This window comes from Calidifontimicrobium sp. SYSU G02091 (assembly GCF_022631395.1).
Taxonomy (GTDB): domain Bacteria; phylum Pseudomonadota; class Gammaproteobacteria; order Burkholderiales; family Burkholderiaceae_C; genus Calidifontimicrobium; species Calidifontimicrobium sediminis.
Genome location: NZ_JALBGB010000004.1, coordinates 123332 through 140044 on the forward strand (window position 1 = coordinate 123332; position 16713 = coordinate 140044).

General features: G+C 71.1%; 14 protein-coding genes, 1 tRNA gene and 2 riboswitches. Of the genes, 6 read left to right on the forward strand and 9 right to left on the reverse strand.

The annotated features are described in order from the left end of the window. Positions 1 to 13 precede the first annotated feature (13 nt). The 4 genes from MOJ79_RS04425 to MOJ79_RS04440 are packed head-to-tail and all read right to left on the reverse strand — an operon-like array spanning position 14 to position 2645. Positions 14 to 796: a zinc-dependent peptidase gene (locus MOJ79_RS04425; protein WP_241923031.1), complete on the reverse strand. Its 783-nt coding sequence runs from the start codon at positions 794 to 796 to the stop codon at positions 14 to 16. Continuing rightward, positions 793 to 1578 (reverse strand): UDP-2,3-diacylglucosamine diphosphatase, encoded by a 786-nt coding sequence (locus MOJ79_RS04430; protein WP_241923032.1) that lies wholly within the window; start codon positions 1576 to 1578, stop codon positions 793 to 795. Before MOJ79_RS04430 ends, MOJ79_RS04425 begins: the two co-directional genes overlap by 4 nt. 4 nt (positions 1579 to 1582) lie before the next feature. Further along, positions 1583 to 2086, reverse strand: a complete 504-nt coding sequence (locus MOJ79_RS04435) for a peptidylprolyl isomerase (RefSeq protein WP_119287582.1) — start codon at positions 2084 to 2086, stop codon at positions 1583 to 1585. 1 nt (position 2087) lies between these two features. Then, positions 2088 to 2645 carry a peptidylprolyl isomerase gene (locus MOJ79_RS04440; protein WP_241923033.1) on the reverse strand — a complete coding sequence of 186 codons (558 nt, stop codon included), beginning with the start codon at positions 2643 to 2645 and terminating at the stop codon, positions 2088 to 2090. A 112-nt stretch (positions 2646 to 2757) separates the two neighbouring features. On the opposite strand from MOJ79_RS04440, the gene cysS reads away from it, so the two are divergent. The 6 genes from cysS (at position 2758) to MOJ79_RS04470 (ending at position 8582) form a co-directional block, all read left to right on the forward strand. Continuing rightward, positions 2758 to 4128, forward strand: coding sequence for a cysteine--tRNA ligase (cysS, locus tag MOJ79_RS04445; protein ID WP_241923034.1), 1371 nt, complete (start codon positions 2758 to 2760; stop codon positions 4126 to 4128). Between the two features lie 5 nt (positions 4129 to 4133). After that, the gene (locus MOJ79_RS04450; RefSeq protein WP_119287575.1) at positions 4134 to 4784 is read left to right on the forward strand and encodes a DNA-3-methyladenine glycosylase family protein; all 651 of its coding nucleotides are present in this window, start codon (positions 4134 to 4136) and stop codon (positions 4782 to 4784) included. 23 nt (positions 4785 to 4807) lie between these two features. Beyond that, complete coding sequence (locus tag MOJ79_RS04455) at positions 4808 to 5779, forward strand: acetyl-CoA carboxylase carboxyltransferase subunit alpha (protein WP_119287572.1); 972 nt, start codon at positions 4808 to 4810, stop codon at positions 5777 to 5779. Then, positions 5748 to 7085, forward strand: coding sequence for a tRNA lysidine(34) synthetase TilS (tilS, locus tag MOJ79_RS04460; protein ID WP_241923035.1), 1338 nt, complete (start codon positions 5748 to 5750; stop codon positions 7083 to 7085). Before MOJ79_RS04455 ends, tilS begins: the two co-directional genes overlap by 32 nt. A gap of 87 nt (positions 7086 to 7172) precedes the next feature. After that, entirely contained in the window at positions 7173 to 8447 is a 1275-nt protein-coding gene (locus MOJ79_RS04465; RefSeq protein WP_119287786.1) for an aspartate kinase, read from the forward strand. A 42-nt stretch (positions 8448 to 8489) separates the two neighbouring features. Continuing rightward, a tRNA-Ser gene (locus tag MOJ79_RS04470) sits at positions 8490 to 8582 on the forward strand. Between the two features lie 51 nt (positions 8583 to 8633). Here the strand turns inward: MOJ79_RS04470 and gcvP are convergent. The 5 genes from gcvP to MOJ79_RS04495 form a co-directional block, all read right to left on the reverse strand. Continuing rightward, on the reverse strand, positions 8634 to 11540 hold the full coding sequence (gcvP, locus tag MOJ79_RS04475) for an aminomethyl-transferring glycine dehydrogenase (protein WP_241923036.1): 2907 nt from the start codon (positions 11538 to 11540) through the stop codon (positions 8634 to 8636). Positions 11541 to 11574: 34 nt separating this feature from the next. Continuing rightward, positions 11575 to 11949: a glycine cleavage system protein GcvH gene (gene gcvH, locus MOJ79_RS04480; RefSeq protein WP_119287566.1), complete on the reverse strand. Its 375-nt coding sequence runs from the start codon at positions 11947 to 11949 to the stop codon at positions 11575 to 11577. Between the two features lie 23 nt (positions 11950 to 11972). Then, on the reverse strand, positions 11973 to 13121 hold the full coding sequence (gene gcvT, locus MOJ79_RS04485; protein ID WP_241923037.1) for a glycine cleavage system aminomethyltransferase GcvT: 1149 nt from the start codon (positions 13119 to 13121) through the stop codon (positions 11973 to 11975). A 45-nt stretch (positions 13122 to 13166) separates the two neighbouring features. Next, positions 13167 to 13278, reverse strand: a riboswitch (glycine riboswitch). Positions 13279 to 13288: 10 nt separating this feature from the next. Then, a riboswitch (glycine riboswitch) is annotated at positions 13289 to 13388 on the reverse strand. Beyond that, positions 13386 to 14042 carry an aspartate/glutamate racemase family protein gene (locus tag MOJ79_RS04490; RefSeq protein WP_241923038.1) on the reverse strand — a complete coding sequence of 219 codons (657 nt, stop codon included), beginning with the start codon at positions 14040 to 14042 and terminating at the stop codon, positions 13386 to 13388. It overlaps the preceding riboswitch by 3 nt. Beyond that, complete coding sequence (locus MOJ79_RS04495) at positions 14039 to 16636, reverse strand: TRAP transporter permease (protein WP_241923039.1); 2598 nt, start codon at positions 16634 to 16636, stop codon at positions 14039 to 14041. Before MOJ79_RS04495 ends, MOJ79_RS04490 begins: the two co-directional genes overlap by 4 nt. Positions 16637 to 16713 lie beyond the last annotated feature (77 nt).

The window sequence follows — 16713 nt, forward strand, 5'->3', positions numbered from 1 at the left end:
CGGGGCCGGTGGCTCAGGCCGTCGCGGCCGGGTCCTGGCGGTAGAAGTCGACGAACAGCCGGTACAGCGCCGGCTGTTCTTCTTTGAGCGCCTGCGGGGCGACGAAGAACGCCTCGCTGGCGACGGCGAAGAACTCTCCCGGCGCCTCGGCGCCGTAGGGGTCGAGCACGGTGTCGTGGCCGCAGGCCACACGCTCGCAGAAGCGGTCGTACTCGTACTGCATGACCTCGCTCCAGTGTGCGAGCGCCTTCGCGTCGGGCAGCGGCGGCACGCCGTCGGCCTCGCCGTCGAGCATGTCGATGACGTGCGCGAACTCGTGGATCACGACGTTGTAGGCGTCGCCGGCCGTCGCGCCGGCGTCACGGACGTCGGTCCAGCTGAGCATCACGGGGCCGCCTTCCATCGCTTCGCCGGCGAGCACTTCGTCGTACTGGTGCACGACGCCGGTCTCGTCGGTCACGGCGCGCGCCGCGACGACCGGCGCCGGGTGGATCACGATGCCGACGAAGCCGTCGTAGGCACCGAGGCCGAGCCTCAGCACCGGCAGGCAAGCCTGCGCAGCCACGGCCACCGCGGTGTCGTCGTCGACGACGAAGCCGCCGGCGCCGCTGAACTCCTTGCGGTCGAGGAACAGGCTGGACAGGCGCCGCAGCTCGCGCAGGTCGGCGTCGCTGCGCCGGGCGAGGAACGGGTAGCGTTGCAGCGTACGCTGCCACAGCGCCTCGGGGATCTCGCGCCGTGCCAGCGCCCGCTGCTCGCGGTGCTGCTGCCAGCGGCGCAGCAGGCGGCCGATCATCGGCGGCGCAGCGGGTGCCGGCTGAAGCCGGCACGCGTCAGGCGCAGCACCTCGCCACGCGGCGGATCGGCCTCGGCGTCCCAGTCGCTGAGCACGTGGCGCCAGTAGCCGGGCGCGAGTTCTTCGTCGCCCGGCCGGTGCGTGTGGCCGTGGACCATGTGCCGGCTGCCCGCCGCGTGCAGCCAGGCCACGGCCGCGCCGGGATCGATGTCGGTCCAGCGCGTGGTCTCGGCGCCTTGCTGGCGCTGCTGGCTCGCGTCGCGCATCTGGCGCGCGACGACTCGGCGCTGCGCGATCGGCATTGCCAGCGCGGCGGCGCGCCACGCGTCGCTGCGCGCCTGCGCACGAAAGCGCTGGTAATCGACGTCGTCGAGGCACAGCAGGTCGCCGTGCGTGAGCAGCACGCGCTCGCCGAACGCCGTCAGCAGCGTCGGGTCGCGCAAGGCGATCGCACCGGCGTCGCGCAGCGTCGCGGCGCCGACGAGGAAGTCGCGATTGCCGACCATGAAGCCGAGCTGGCGGCGGCAGCCGGTGTCGGCGAGCACGTCCATGCACGCCGCCTCGAACGGCTCGCCGCGCGCGTCGTCGCCGACCCAGGCCTCGAACAGGTCGCCGAGGATGAACACCGCGTCGGCGGTCGTCGTGCGCATGTAATCGGCCCACGCGGCGAACGTGGGCGAGCCGGCGTCCGACAGGTGAAGGTCGGAGATGAACTCGACCGCCTGCCACGCGGGCGGCGCCGACAGCTCGTACAGGCTCGGCAGCTGCCAGCCCGGTTGCATCGCGTCAGCCGACGACGGTCGCCTTGTGGATCACGACGTCTTCCAGCGGGACGTCGTCGTGCATGCCGCGGCGGCCCGTCTTGACGCCCTCGATCGCGTCGACGACTTCGGTGCCGGCGACGACCCTGCCGAACACCGCGTAGCCCCAACCCTGCGGCGTCTGCGACTTGAAGTTCAGGAAGTCGTTGTCGACCGTGTTGATGAAGAACTGCGCGGTGGCCGAGTGCGGCGCCGACGTGCGCGCCATCGCGATCGTGTAGCGCTCGTTCTTCAGTCCGTTGGCGGCCTCGTTGGCGATCGGCGCGCCGGTGGGCTTCTGCTTCATGCCGGGCTCGAAGCCGCCACCCTGGATCATGAAGCCCTTGATCACGCGGTGGAACACGGTCCCGTCGTAGTGGCCCTTGTTGACGTAGTCGATGAAGTTGGCCACCGACTGCGGCGCCTTCGCGTCGTCGAGCTCGAGGCGGATCGTGCCGGCGCTGGTCGTCATCTCGACGGTCTTGGTCATTTCAGTTCTCCATGGTGGCCTTCGTGATGACCACGGGTTGCAGGGGGACGTTCTGGTGCGGGCCGCGGTTGCCAGTGGGCACGGCGCGGATCTTGTCGACCACGTCCATGCCGGCGACGACCTTGCCGAACACGGCGTAGCCCGCGCCGTCGCGCGCATTGGGCTGGTCGAGGAACGCGTTGTCGACGACGTTGATGAAGAACTGCGCGGTCGCCGAGTCGGGCACCGCGGTGCGCGCCATCGCGATCGTGCCGCGCACGTTCGACAGGCCGTTGCGGCTCTCGAGCGGGATCGGCGCCCGCGTGGCCTTCTGCGTCATGTCGGGTGTGAAGCCGCCGCCCTGGATCATGAAGTTCGGGATCACGCGGTGGAACACGGTGCCGTCGTAGTGCCCGGCCTTGACGTACTGCACGAAGTTGTCGACGGTCTTCGGCGCCTTCGCGGCGTCGAGTTCGACGACGATGTCGCCCATCGTCGTCGCGAGCCTGACCTTCTGCGCCCATGCGGGTGCCGCGGTCAGCGCCGCTGCCAGCACCGCCGTCGTGATCACTGCCTTCATCGCCAACCGACTCCCAAGCCGCGCGACCGCGCCGCTATACTGAATCGATTCTAACGAGCGGCCTCCGACGACAGACTTGTTCAGGAGGCCGTTCGCTTTGCCCGCCCCGCGAATGACACTGCGCATCCACAACTCGCTGACCCGCACGGTCGAGGCCTTCGCACCGCTCGAGGCCGGCAAGGTGCGCATGTACGTGTGCGGCATGACGGTCTACGACCTGTGCCACATGGGGCACGCACGGATGATGACGGCGTTCGACGTCGTCTACCGCTGGCTGCGCACGCTCGGCTACGACGTGACCTACGTGCGCAACATCACCGACATCGACGACAAGATCATCCAGCGCGCGCTGCAGCGCGGCATCCCGATCCGCCAGCTCACCGACGAGATGATCGCCGCGATGCACGCCGACATCGGCGCGATCGGCCTGCTGCCACCGACGCACGAGCCACGTGCGACCGACTACGTGCCGCAGATGCTCGCGATGATCGGCACGCTCGAGCGCAAGGGCTACGCATACCGCGCGCCGGGCGGCGACGTCAACTACGCCGTGCGCAAGTTCGCCGGCTACGGCAAGCTGTCGGGCAAGTCGCTCGACGAACTGCGCGCCGGCGAGCGCGTCGCGGTGCACGAAGGCAAGGACGATCCGCTCGACTTCGTGCTGTGGAAGGCCGCCAAGGCCGACGAACCCGACGACGCGAAGTACGCGAGCCCGTTCGGCCCCGGCCGCCCGGGCTGGCACATCGAGTGCTCGGCGATGAGCTGCGCGCTGCTCGGCGAGACCTTCGACATCCACGGCGGCGGCCTGGACCTGCAGTTCCCGCACCACGAGAACGAGATCGCGCAGAGCGAAGCCGCCAACGGCAAGCCGTTTGCGCGGCTGTGGATGCACAACGGCTTCCTCAACGTCGACAACGAGAAGATGTCCAAGTCGCTGGGCAACTTCTTCACGATCCGCGACGTGCTGAAGACCACCGACGGCGAGACGCTGCGCTTCTTCCTGCTGCGCACGCACTACCGCAGCCCGTTCAACTTCAGCGACGCGCACCTCGACGACGCGCGCCACGCGCTGCGGCGGCTGTACACCGCGCTCGACGCGGTGCCGCCCGACGACAGCGCGCTCGACTGGGCGCAACCGGCGCCGGCGGCGTTCCGCGCCGCGATGAACGACGACTTCAACACGCCGGCCGCGCTGGCCGTGCTGTTCGAGCTGGCCGGTGAGGTCAACCGCAGCCGCTCGGCTGCGGCCGCCGCACAGCTCAAGGCGCTCGGCGCGACACTGGGCCTCCTGCAGCAGGCGCCGCGCGCGTACCTGCAAGGCGGCGACACCGATGCCGCGGCGATCGAGCAGCGCATCGCCGAGCGCGCGCAGGCCAAGAAGGCGCGCGACTTCGCGCTCGCCGACCGCATCCGCGACGAGCTCGCCGCGCAGGGCATCGTGCTCAAGGACGGGCCGCAGGGCACGACCTGGGTCAGGGCCTGAACACGATGGCAGCGACGCCGGCCGCGGCCGTGACGCCCGACTACTGGGACGACGCCTGCAAGCACCTGGCGCGGCGCGACCGCGTGATGCGCAAGCTGATCCCGCGCTTCGGGCAGGCGCGGCTGAGCAGCCGCGGCGACGCGTTCACGACGCTCGCGCGCTCGATCGTCGGCCAGCAGATCTCGGTCAAGGCGGCGCAGTCGGTGTGGGAGCGGCTGGTCGCTGCGGTCGACGGCGGCGCCACCGTCGACCCGCGGCGCGTGCTCGCGCTCGGCATCGACGAACTGCGCGCGTCGGGCCTGTCGGCGCGCAAGGCCGACTACGTGCGCGACCTCGCGACGCACTTCGTCGAGCGTACGGTCCACGTCGACGACTGGCCGGCGATGGACGACGAGGCCATCATCGACGAGCTGGTGGCCATCCGCGGCATCGGCCGCTGGACGGCCGAGATGTTCCTGATCTTCCACCTGCTGCGCCCGAACGTGCTGCCGCTCGACGACCTCGGCCTGCTGCGCGGCATCAGCGTCAACTACTTCAGCGGCGAGCCGGTGTCGCGGGCCGAGGCGCGCGAGGTCGGCGAGGCGTGGGCACCGTACCGCTCGGTGGCCACGTGGTACGTCTGGCGCAGCCTCGACCCGGTGCCGGTCGACTACTGACGACAACGCGGAGGACCGATGCGATGAGCCGACGCCATTTCCTCGACTTCGAGCAGCCGATCGCCGAACTCGAGAAGAAGATCGAGGAGCTGCGCTTCGTGCAGAACGAGTCGGCGGTCGACATCTCGGAGGAGATCGACCGCCTCGACAAGAAGAGCCTGCAGCTGACGAAAGAGATCTACGCCACGCTGACGCCGTGGCAGGTCACGCAGATCGCGCGCCACCCGCAGCGCCCGTACACGCTCGACTACGTCGCCGAGATCTTCACCGACTTCCACGAGCTGCACGGCGACCGCGCGTTCGCCGACGACCTCTCGATCGTCGGCGGCCTGGCGCGCTTCAACGGCCAGGCCTGCATGGTCATCGGTCACCAGAAGGGCCGCGACACGAAGGAGCGCACCGCGCGCAACTTCGGCATGAGCCGTCCCGAGGGCTACCGCAAGGCGCTGCGGCTGATGAAGCTGGCCGAGAAGTTCGGCCTGCCGGTGTTCACGTTCGTCGACACGCCGGGGGCGTATCCGGGCATCGGCGCCGAGGAACGCGGGCAGAGCGAGGCGATCGGGCGCAACATCTTCGAGATGGCGCAGCTCGAGGTGCCGATCGTCACGACGATCATCGGCGAGGGCGGCTCGGGCGGCGCGCTGGCGATCAGCGTCGCCGACCAGGTGCTGATGCTGCAGTACTCGGTGTACTCGGTGATCTCGCCCGAGGGGTGTGCGTCGATCCTGTGGAAGACGGCCGAGCGCGCGGCCGACGCTGCCGAGGCGCTGGGCATCACGGCGCACCGTCTGAAGGCGCTCGGGCTGATCGACAAGATCGTCAACGAGCCGGTCGGCGGCGCGCACCGCGACCCGAAGGCGATGGCCGCCAGCCTCAAGCGCGCACTCGGCGAGGCACTGCGCCAGGTCGCGGACCTGAAGACCAAGGACCTGCTGCAGCGCCGCTACGAGCGCCTGCAGTCGTATGGCCGCTTCAGCGACACGAAGGAGCGCTGAAACCCCACCGGTCGTCGCCGTCGCGGCCAGCGGCGGCAGCGACTCCACGGCGCTGCTGCATGCGACGGTGCACGCGGCCGCCAGGCTTGGCGTGCACGTCGTCGCGCTGCACGTCCACCACGGCCTGCAGCCGCAGGCCGATGCATGGCTCGCGCACGTGCGCGCGCAATGCCACCGCTGGGCCGCCAGAGGCCTTCCGGTGCGCTTCGCAGCCACGCGCCTGCCGACGCGCCCGGGTGCCGGCGACAGCGTCGAGGCGTGGGCGCGGCGCGAGCGCTACGCCGCGCTGGCCGCGATGGCACGCGCGGCCGGCGCGTCGCTCGTGCTGCTCGCGCACCACCGGCGCGACCAGGCCGAGACCTTCCTGCTGCAGGCGCTGCGTGGCGCCGGGCCAGCGGGTCTGGCCGCGATGCCGCAGCGCGTCGAGCGCGACGGGCTCGTGTGGGCACGGCCCTGGCTCGACCACGACGATGCCGCGATCGACGCCTACCTGCGCCGCCACCGGCTGCGCTGGGTCGACGACCCGAGCAACGCCGATGCCGCGTACGCGCGCAGCCGTCTGCGCACGCGCGTGATGCCGGCGCTGCGCGCCGCGTTCGACGGCGCCGACGCGGCGCTGGCCGCCGCCGCACGCGAGGCGCAGGCCGCGCAGGCCTGCCTCGACGAAGTCGCGGCGGCCGACCTGACCTCGGCCTGCGACGCCGATGGGGCGCTGCGGCTCGACGCCTGGCGCGCGCTGACACCCGCACGCCGGCGCAACGCGCTGCGCGCGTGGCTGCGCGTGCGCACGGGCCGCGGCGCGGCTGCGACCGTCGTCGAACGCCTGCTGGCCGAGGCGGGCCGCACGCCGTCGGCGCGCTGGCCGCTGCCGGGCGGAGGCGAGGTGCACCTGTACCGCAGCCGGCTGCGTGTGGACCGTGCAGCGCCCCCGCGCGCCGCGCCCTCGGGCGCGACGACGTCGCTGTCGATCACGGGCCCCGGCTGCCACGCGCTGCCCGCGTGGGGCGGGTGGCTGGAGGTCGTCGCGGTCGACGCCGGGGGCATCGCGCTCGAGCATCTGCGCCGCTGCGAACTGCGCGCGCGCTGCGGCGGCGAGCGCTTCCAGGTGGCGCCGGGCGGCATCGCGCGCAGCCTGAAGAAGCAGTTCCAGGCCGCCGGCGTCGCGGCCGCACAGCGCAGCGGGCCGCTGCTGTACGGCGCCGACGGGCGCCTGCTGTTCGTGCCCGGGCTGGGGATCGACGCGCGCGTGCGCGCGGCGCCCGGCACGCCGCAGGTCGCGCTGCGCTGGTGCCGCGGCCCCGGCTGACGTCAGGCCGCCGAAGGACGCGCCGCTAGAATCCGCGATTTCGCGCATCTCGCATCTGGGCGCGTGCAGCGCACGCGTCGCGTCGTCATGGCATTGATCGTTCACAAGTACGGCGGCACGTCGATGGGCTCGACCGAGCGCATCCGCAGCGTCGCCAAGCGCGTCGCCAAGTGGGCGCGCGCGGGGCACCGCATGGTCGTGGTGCCGTCGGCGATGAGCGGCGAGACGAACCGCCTGCTCGGTCTCGCGAAGGAATTGCAGCCGGCGAAGGTCGACGAGCGCGTGCTGCGCGAGCTCGACATGATCGCGTCGACCGGCGAACAGGTCTCGGTCGGGCTGCTCGCGCTCGCGCTGCAGGCCGAGGGCATCGACGCGATCAGCTACACCGGCTGGCAGGTGCCGATCAGGACCGACTCGGCGTACACGAAGGCGCGTATCACGAGCATCGACGACGCACGTGTGAGGGCCGACCTCGACGCCGGGCGCGTCGTCATCATCACCGGCTTCCAGGGCGTCGACGACGCCGGCAACATCACGACGCTGGGCCGCGGCGGGAGTGACACGTCGGCGGTGGCGGTGGCCGCCGCGCTGAAGGCCGACGAGTGCCTGATCTACACCGACGTCGACGGCGTCTACACGACCGACCCGCGCATCGTCCCCGAGGCGCGACGGCTGCACACGATCAGCTTCGAGGAAATGCTCGAGATGGCGAGCCTGGGCTCGAAGGTGCTGCAGATCCGCTCGGTCGAGTTCGCCGGCAAGTACCGCGTGCCGCTGCGCGTGCTCTCGAGCTTCACCGACTGGGACATCCCGATCGACGAGGAAGCGAAGTCGGGCACGCTGATCACTTTCGAAGAGGACGAGAAGATGGAACAAGCCGTCGTGTCGGGCATCGCGTTCAACCGCGACGAGGCCAAGGTCACCGTGCTCGGCGTGCCCGACAAGCCGGGCATTGCGTACCAGATCCTCGGTGCGGTCGCCGACGCCAACATCGACGTCGACATGATCATCCAGAACGTGTCGCACGACGGCAAGACCGACTTCTCGTTCACGGTGCACCGCAACGACCACGCCCGCGTGATGGACCTGCTCAAGCAAAAGGTCGTGCCGGCGCTCGGCGCACGCGAAGTGATCGGCGACGCGCGCATCTGCAAGGTCAGCATCGTCGGCATCGGGATGAAGAGCCACGTCGGCGTCGCGGCGAAGATGTTCCGCACGCTCAGCGAGGAGGGCATCAACATCCAGATGATCTCGACCAGCGAGATCAAGACCAGCGTCGTGATCGACGAGAAGTACATGGAGCTTGCGGTGCGCGCGCTGCACCGCGCGTTCGAGCTCGACCAGGAAGCCGCCGCGGCCTGAACGCCGGGCGGCGCCCGGGGCTAGAATGCAGCTTTTCGTGCTGGAGACGTGACCGAGAGGCCGAAGGTGCTCCCCTGCTAAGGGAGTATGCGGGCAAAACCTGCATCGAGGGTTCGAATCCCTCCGTCTCCGCCAGCGACGGCCCGCCAGGGCCGTTTTCTTTGGCTGCAGCGGTTCGCGCGACGCTCAGCGTGCGGCCGGTGTGTCATCCCCAAGCGGCACGCAGCTGCAAAACAGGTTGCGGTCGCCGTACACGTTGTCGACGCGGCCCACTGGGACCCAGTACTTGCGCTGGCGCAGCGCGGGCAGCGGGTAGGCGGCCTCGTCGCGGGTGTACGGGTGCGTCCACTCGCTCGCGGTGAGCGCGGCCGCGGTGTGCGGCGCGTGCTTCAGCGGGTTGTCGTCCTGCGGCCACTCGCCACGCTCGATCTTCGCGATCTCGCCGCGGATCGCGATCATCGCGTCGCAGAAACGGTCGAGCTCGGCCAGCGACTCGCTCTCGGTGGGCTCGACCATCAGCGTGCCGGCCACCGGGAAGCTCAGCGTCGGCGCGTGGAAGCCGTAGTCGATCAGCCGCTTGGCGACGTCCTCGGCGCTGACGCCGCTCGTCTTCGCGAGCGGCCTCAGGTCGAGGATGCATTCGTGCGCGACGCCGCCGCCCTTGAGGCCCGGCACGCCGCCGCTGAAGTGGATGTCGTAGTGGTCTGCCAGGCGCGCCGCGACGTAGTTCGCCGCGAGGATCGCGACTTCGGTGGCGGTGCGCAGCCCGTCGGCGCCCATCATGCGGATGTACATCCAGCTGATCGGCAGCACCGCGGCGTTGCCCAGCGGCGCGGCGCTGACGGCGCCCACCGGCGCCTTCGTGTCGCCGTGGCCCGGCAGGAACGGCACGAGGTCGTCGACGACGCACACCGGACCGACGCCCGGCCCGCCGCCGCCGTGCGGGATGCAGAACGTCTTGTGCAGGTTCAGGTGGCTGACGTCGCCGCCGAACTGCCCCGGCGCGGCGATGCCCACCAGCGCGTTCATGTTCGCGCCGTCGACGTAGACGCGCCCGCCCGCGCGGTGGACGATCTCGCACAGCCGCGTGACGCCGGCTTCGAACACGCCGTAGGTCGACGGGTACGTGATCATCACCGCGGCGAGGTCGCCGGCGTGCGCGGTGCACTTGGCCTCGAGGTCGGCGAGGTCGACGCTGCCGTTGGCGTCGCACTTGACGGCGACGACCTTCATGCCCGCCATCTGCGCGCTCGCCGGGTTCGTGCCGTGCGCCGATTCGGGGATCAGGCACACGTCGCGGTGGCCCTGGCCGCGCGCCTCGTGCCAGGCCTTGATCGCGAGCAGCCCGGCGTATTCACCCTGGGAGCCGGCGTTGGGCTGCAGGCTGATGCCGGCGTATCCGGTGGCCTGCGCGAGCCACGCGGTGAGCTGCGCGTTCAGCTCGGCGTAGCCGGCGAGCTGGTCGGCCGGCGCGAATGGGTGCACCTGCGCGAACTCGGGCCACGTGATCGGGATCATCTCGCTCGTCGCGTTGAGCTTCATCGTGCACGAGCCGAGCGGGATCATCGTGCGGTCGAGTGCGAGGTCCTTGTCGGCGAGGCCGCGCAGGTAGCGCAGCATCGCCGTCTCGCTGTGGTGCGTGTTGAACACCGGGTGCGTCAGGAACGCGCTGCGGCGTGCGAGCGCCTCGGGAAGTCGCGTCGCGACGCCGGACTCGAAGCGCTCGACGCTGGGCAGCGCGCCGCGCCAGCCGGTCGCGAGCGCTGTCACCTGCCACAGCGCGGCGAGGTCGGCGCGCGTCGTCGTCTCGTCGAGCGTGATACCCACGCTCGTGGCGCTCGCACGGCGCAGGTTCATGCCGCGCGACTCGGCCGCGGCGAGCAGCGCGTCGGTGCGCTCGCCGGTGAGCAGCTCGAGCGTGTCGAAGGCCTCGGGGTGGCGCAGCGCGACGCCCATCGCCTCGAGGCCCGCGGCGAGGATCGCGGTGTAGGTCGCGATGCGCCGCGCGATGCGCTTCAGCCCCTCGGGGCCGTGGTAGACGGCGTACATGCTCGCGACCACCGCCGGCAGCACCTGCGCGGTGCAGATGTTGCTCGTCGCCTTCTCGCGGCGGATGTGCTGCTCGCGCGTCTGCAGCGCGAGCCGGTACGCCGGTCGCCCGTGCGCGTCGACGCTGACGCCCACCAGCCTGCCCGGCAGCGAGCGCTTGAACTCGTCGCGCGTGGCCATGTAGGCGGCGTGCGGGCCGCCGGCGCCCATCGGCATGCCGAAGCGCTGCGTCGTGCCGACGACGATGTCGGCACCCTGCTCGCCGGGCGGCGTGAGCAGCGCGAGCGCGAGCAGGTCGGCGGCCACGACCAGCAGGCCGCCCTTCGCGTGCACCGCGTCGGCCAGCGGCTGCAGTGCGCGGATGCGGCCGGTGACGCCGGGGTACTGCACCAGCGCGGCGAAGCAGTCGGCCTCGGCGCACGCCTGCGCCGGACCGACGACGACCTCGATGCCCAGCGGCTTCGCGCGCGTGCGCACGACCTCGATCGTCTGCGGCAGCACGTCGTCGGCGACGTAGAAGCGCATGCTCTTGCTCTTGCCCCCGCGCAGCGCGAGCGTCATCGCCTCGGCGGCGGCGGTGGCCTCGTCGAGCATCGACGCGTTGGCGATCGCCATGCCCGTCAGGTCGGTGACCATCGTCTGGAAGTTGACGAGGGCTTCCATCCGCCCCTGGCTGATCTCGGCCTGGTACGGCGTGTACGCGGTGTACCACGCCGGGTTCTCGAGCACGTTGCGCAGGATGACGCCGGGCGTGTGCGTGCCGTGGTAGCCCTGGCCGATGAAGCTCCTGAACACCTTGTTCTTCGCCGCGATCGCCTTCAGCTCGGCGAGCGCCTGCGCCTCGGGCACGGCCGGCGGCAGCTCCATCGGCCGCGTGCGCGCGATCGCCGCAGGCACGATCGCCTCGATCAGCGCGCGCCGCGACGCCGCGCCGATCACCGACAGCATCCGCTGCTGCTCGGCCTCGGTCGGGCCGACATGGCGGGCGACGAACTCGTCGGCGTTCTCGAGTTCGGCGAGCGGGGGCAGGGCGGACATCAGCATCGGGCGTTCCAGGGCGGGAAGGGATCGAAGGGGGTCAGAGCGTCTTGAGCAGCGCGTCGTAGGCCGGCGGGTCCATCAGCTCGTCGAACTGCTCCATGTGCGTGACGTGGACCTTGAAGAACCAGCCTTCGCCCATCGGGTCCTTGTTGGCGAGCGACGGGTCGGCGCGCAGCGCCTCGTTGACCTCGACGATCTCGCCCTCGACCGGCATGTAGACGTCGGCCGCGGCCTTGACCGACTCGACGACGCCGGCGACTTCGCCCTTCTTGTAGGTGCGGCCGACCTCGGGCAGGTCGACGTAGACCACGTCGCCGAGCGCCTCCTGCGCGTGCGGCGTGATGCCGACGACGGCGGCCTCGTGGTCCTCGATGTTGATCCACTCGTGGTCGGGGGTGAACTTGGTCGTCATGGCAGGCTCCGGTTCGGGGGTGTTCAGCCGCGGTGGTAGCGGTGGGGAGTGAAGGGAAGGGGCGTCACCTTGAGCGGCTGCAGCTTGCCGCGCACGTCGGCCCAGATCTCGGCGTTCGGCTGCGCGTGCTCGACGCTGACGTAGCCCATCGCGATCGGCACGCCGAGCGTCGGCGACGTCGTGCCGCTCGTGACGCGGCCGAGCTTGTGGCCGCGGCGGTCCTGCAGCACCGCGCCTTCGCGCACCGGGATGCGCTCGAGGCCGGTCAGGCCGACGCGGCGGATCGTCGCACCGCGCTCGAGCTGCAGCGCGATCGTCTCGGCGCCGGGGTAGCGCCCGGCGCGCGCGCCGCCCGGACGGCGCACCTTGGCGACCGCCCACGCGAGGCCGGCCTCGACCGGCGTCGTCTTCTCGTCGATGTCGTGGCCGTACAGGCACAGGCCCGCTTCGAGGCGCAGCGTGTCGCGCGCGCCGAGCCCCGCGGGCTTGACCTCGGGCTGCGCGAGCAGCGCGCGCGCGAGCGCCTCGGCGTCGTCGCGGTGCACCGAGATCTCGAAGCCGTCCTCGCCGGTGTAGCCGCTGCGCGTGACGAAGCACTCCGCGCCGCGCAGGCCGACCTCGTGCGCCGCGAGATTGAACTGGCCGCCGGTCATGAACGTCAGCGCCGCCACCGCCGGGTTCAGCCGCGACAGGGCCGTCACGGCCTTCGGCCCCTGCAGCGCGAGCAGCGCGCGCTCGGGCAGCGGCTGCACGAGGCAGCGCGAGCCGAGGTTCGTCACGAGGTGGCGCAGGTCGGCGTCCTTGCACGCGGCGTTGACGACGAGCAGCAGATCGTCGGTGCCGCCGTGCAGGCGCCGCGTGACCATCAGGTCGTCGAGGATGCCGCCGGCGGCGTTCGTGAACAGCGCGTAGCGCTGCTGGCCCGGCGCGAGCCCCACGATGTCGGCCGGCACCAGCGACTCGAGCGCCGCCGCGGCCTCTTCGCCGGCCAGGCGCACCTGGCCCATGTGCGAGACGTCGAACAGCGCCGCCGACTCGCGGCAGTGGCGGTGCTCGGCGAGGATGCCGCCGGGGTAGTTGACCGGCATCTCGTAGCCGGCGAACGGCACCATGCGCGCGCCGAGTTCGACGTGCAGTGCGTGCAGCGGGGTCTTCAGAAGCGGTGCGGACATCGTGCTCTCCGGAAGGGCCGTCGATCCACCGCCATCGTGCCGGTGGAGCCCCTCGCTGTCCGCTTTACCTGAGAGATTGGCGGGGACGCTCTCGAAGCGCCTGCCGCTTGCCCCTTCGGTGGACCGCGCGCCGCGGTCTCTCTCCAGCGTGGTGACGCTTCCTGCGGAAGCGCTCGCCAGTCCTTTTGCCTGAGCGTTCGAGGGCGAGCCTCTGCGCCTTCGGCGGCCGCGGCGCCAAGGCCCGCGGCTCTCTCCTGGCAGGCGTCAGTGTAGCCGAGCGCGCAGCGCGCGCACCGCGCTGTCGACGGTGGTGAGCACCGGCACGCCGCACGCGGCCTCGACGCGGCGGCGCGCGCGCGCGAGGCTGAACTGCGCCAGCGCGATCACGCCGCAGCCTTCGCGCTCGACGAGGTGCTGCGCCGCCTGCGCGGCGAGCGCGTCGTGGCGCTCGGCGTCGCCGCGGTCGAGTGCGGCGAGCGCACCGTCGGCGAGCGCGGTGCGCACCTCGACGTGCGCGGGAAACTCGGCCGGCATCGAGCGCAGCGTCGGGCCGAAGGTCGCGACCAGCCCGATGCGCACACCGCGCGTGGCTGCCAGCGTCGCGGCCTCGTCGACCATCGCCTCGTTGGGCTTGAGCACCGGGATCGACGCGTGCCGCCGCTTGACGGCGTCGATGCACGGGCCGAACGCCGAGCAGGTGAACAGGATCGCCTGCGCGCCGGTGCCCACCGCGTAGTCGGCCAGCGCGATGAAGCGCCGCGTCATCGCGTCGTCCAGCCCCGTCGCCGATGCGGCGAGGTCGGCCGACAGGCTGTCGTCGAGCAGGTTCATCCGCGTCGCCTCGGGCCAGGCGCGTGCGAGCGCGTCGTTGACCGGCGCGATCGAGTGCGCGAGCGCGTGGATCAGTGCGATGCGTGTCATGCCGCAGCGGGGTGGGAGGCGGACCCGCGCTTGAGCCGCGCGCGCTGCGCGGCGACGACGACGCCGAGCAGCAGCAGCGCCGGCAGATACATCCACTCCTTGGGCGGACGGTCGGCGGGCATCTCGATCTGCGTGATCCTGAAACCCTGCTCGAGGCCGAGCTTCTCGGCGGTCGAGCCGAACTGCACCGCGGCGATCTGTACCTCGTCGCCGAGCGTCATCACCGTCAGGCCGATGCGCCGCAGCCGCTCGCGTGCCGGCCCGGGGTCGCCGAGCGGCAGCAGCACGCCCTTGCGGATCTCCTTGCCGTCGAGGTTGACGCCTTCGACCCACACCCGCTTGCGCTCGCCGGCGGGCGCGGCCTCGATCAGCGTCATCAGTTCGCTGGCCGGGCGCTCCTCGTACGGCGGGTAGACCATGTCCCACCAGTACCCGGGGCGGAACAGCGTGAACGTGACGAGCAGCAGCGCGGCCGTCTCCCACCAGCGCGACTTGACGAGGAAGTAGCCCTGCGTCGCGGCGGCGAACACCAGCATCGCGACTACCGCGCTGGCCACCGTCAGCGCCAGGTGCAGCGGCCCGGTGATGCCGATCAGCAGCAGCTGCGTGTTGAAGATGAACAGGAACGGCAGGATCGCCGTGCGCATGCTGTAGAAGAACGCGGTGACGCCGGTCTTGATCGGATCGGCGCGCGAGATCGCCGCCGCCGCGAACGACGCCAGCCCGACCGGCGGCGTCACGTCGGCCATCAGACCGAAGTAGAAGACGAACAGGTGCACCGCGATCAGCGGCACGAGCAGGCCGCTTTGCGCGCCGAGTTCGACGACGACGGGGGCCATCAGCGTCGAGACGACGATGTAGTTCGCCGTCGTCGGCAGCCCCATGCCGAGGATCAGGCTGATGACGGCCACCAGCACCAGCATCAGCATCAGGTTGCCGCCGGAGAGGATCTCGATGATCTCCGTCATCACCAGGCCGATGCCGGTCAGCGACACGGTGCCGACGATGATGCCCGCCGCGGCGGTGGCCACGCCGATGCCGATCATGTTGCGCGCGCCGGCCTCGAGTCCGGCGACGAGTTCCTTCAGCCCGAGCGCGAACGCGCCGCCGAGACCGCCGCGGCCGCGCATCCACGCGATCAGCGGGCGCTGCGTGACGATCACGAACACGATGAACATCGTCGCCCAGAACGCCGACAGCGCCGGCGACATCTGCTCGACCATCAGGCACCAGATCAGCACGACGACGGCGAGCAGGTAGTGCAGCCCGCTGCGCAGCGTCGGGCCGGTCTCGGGCAGCTCGAACACCGGCGCGTTCGGGTCGTCGAGCGTGAGTTCGGGCTCGCGCGTGCCGATCCACAGCAGGCCGAGGTAGGCGGCGAACACGCCGACGCCGATGACGAAGATCGCCGCGTTGCCGAGCGCGGCCTTGAGCCAGCCGATGCCCCAGTAGACGGCGCCGGCGAGCACGACGAAGCCGCTGACGGTGAGGCCGAACGCCAGCAGCCGCTGGCCGAAGGTCGACGTCGTGCGCCGCGGCAGTCCCTGCAGTCCGGCCTTCAGCGCCTCGAGGTGGACGATGTAGACCAGCGCGATGTACGAGATGACGGCCGGCAGGAACGCGTGTTTCATCACCTCGGTGTACGGGATGCCGACGTACTCGACCATCAGGAACGCGGCCGCCCCCATCACCGGCGGCATGATCTGGCCGTTGACCGAACTCGAGACCTCGACTGCGCCGGCCTGGTCGCCGCGGTAGCCGACGCGCTTCATCAGCGGGATCGTGAACGTGCCGGTGGTGACGACGTTGGCGATCGAGCTGCCGCTGATGATGCCGGTGGCCGCCGACGAGACGACCGCCGCCTTGGCCGGGCCGCCGCGCATGTGGCCGAGCAGCGCGAACGCGCTCTTGATGAAGTAGTTGCCGGCGCCGGCCTTGTCGAGCAGCGAGCCGAACAGCACGAACAGGAAGATGAAGCCGCTCGAGACGCCGAGCGCGACGCCGAACACGCCTTCGGTCGTCAGCCAGAAGTGCGACATCGCGCGCGCGAGCGACGCGCCCTTGTGCGCGATCAGGTCGGGCATGTACGGCCCGGCGAAGGTGTAGGCGAGGAAGACGAGGGCCACGATCACCATCGGCAGCCCGAGCGCGCGCCGCGTCGCCTCGAGCAGCATCGCGATGCCGACGATCGCGACCGCGAGGTCAACGTCGGTCGGCTGGCCGGGGCGGGTCGCGAGCTCGCGGTAGAAGAAGAACAGGTAGGTGGCGCAGAACGCACCGACGATGGCGAACACCCAGTCGGTGATCGGCACCTGGTGCCGCGGCGAGCGCGTGAACGCCGGGTACGCCATGAACGCGAGGAACACCGCGAAGCCCAGGTGCACCGCGCGCGACTGCGTGTCGTTGAACACGCCGACGCCGAGCGCGAACGGCAGCGGCGAGGCGATCCACAGCTGGAACAGGCTCCACGCCAGCGTGACGGCGAGGATCAGCTTCGCGACGATCGGGCCCGGGTTGCGTCCGCCGGTGTCGGTGTCGGCGGCGAGCTGGGCGACGTCGATCTCGGCCGGATCGGGCTTGTTCTTGCGCAGCATCGGGGTGGCTCCTCCTCGCGGGACGCGGGCACGGTCGGATCAAAAAAGGCCCCGTGCGGGGCCTTCGGGCGCGCCGG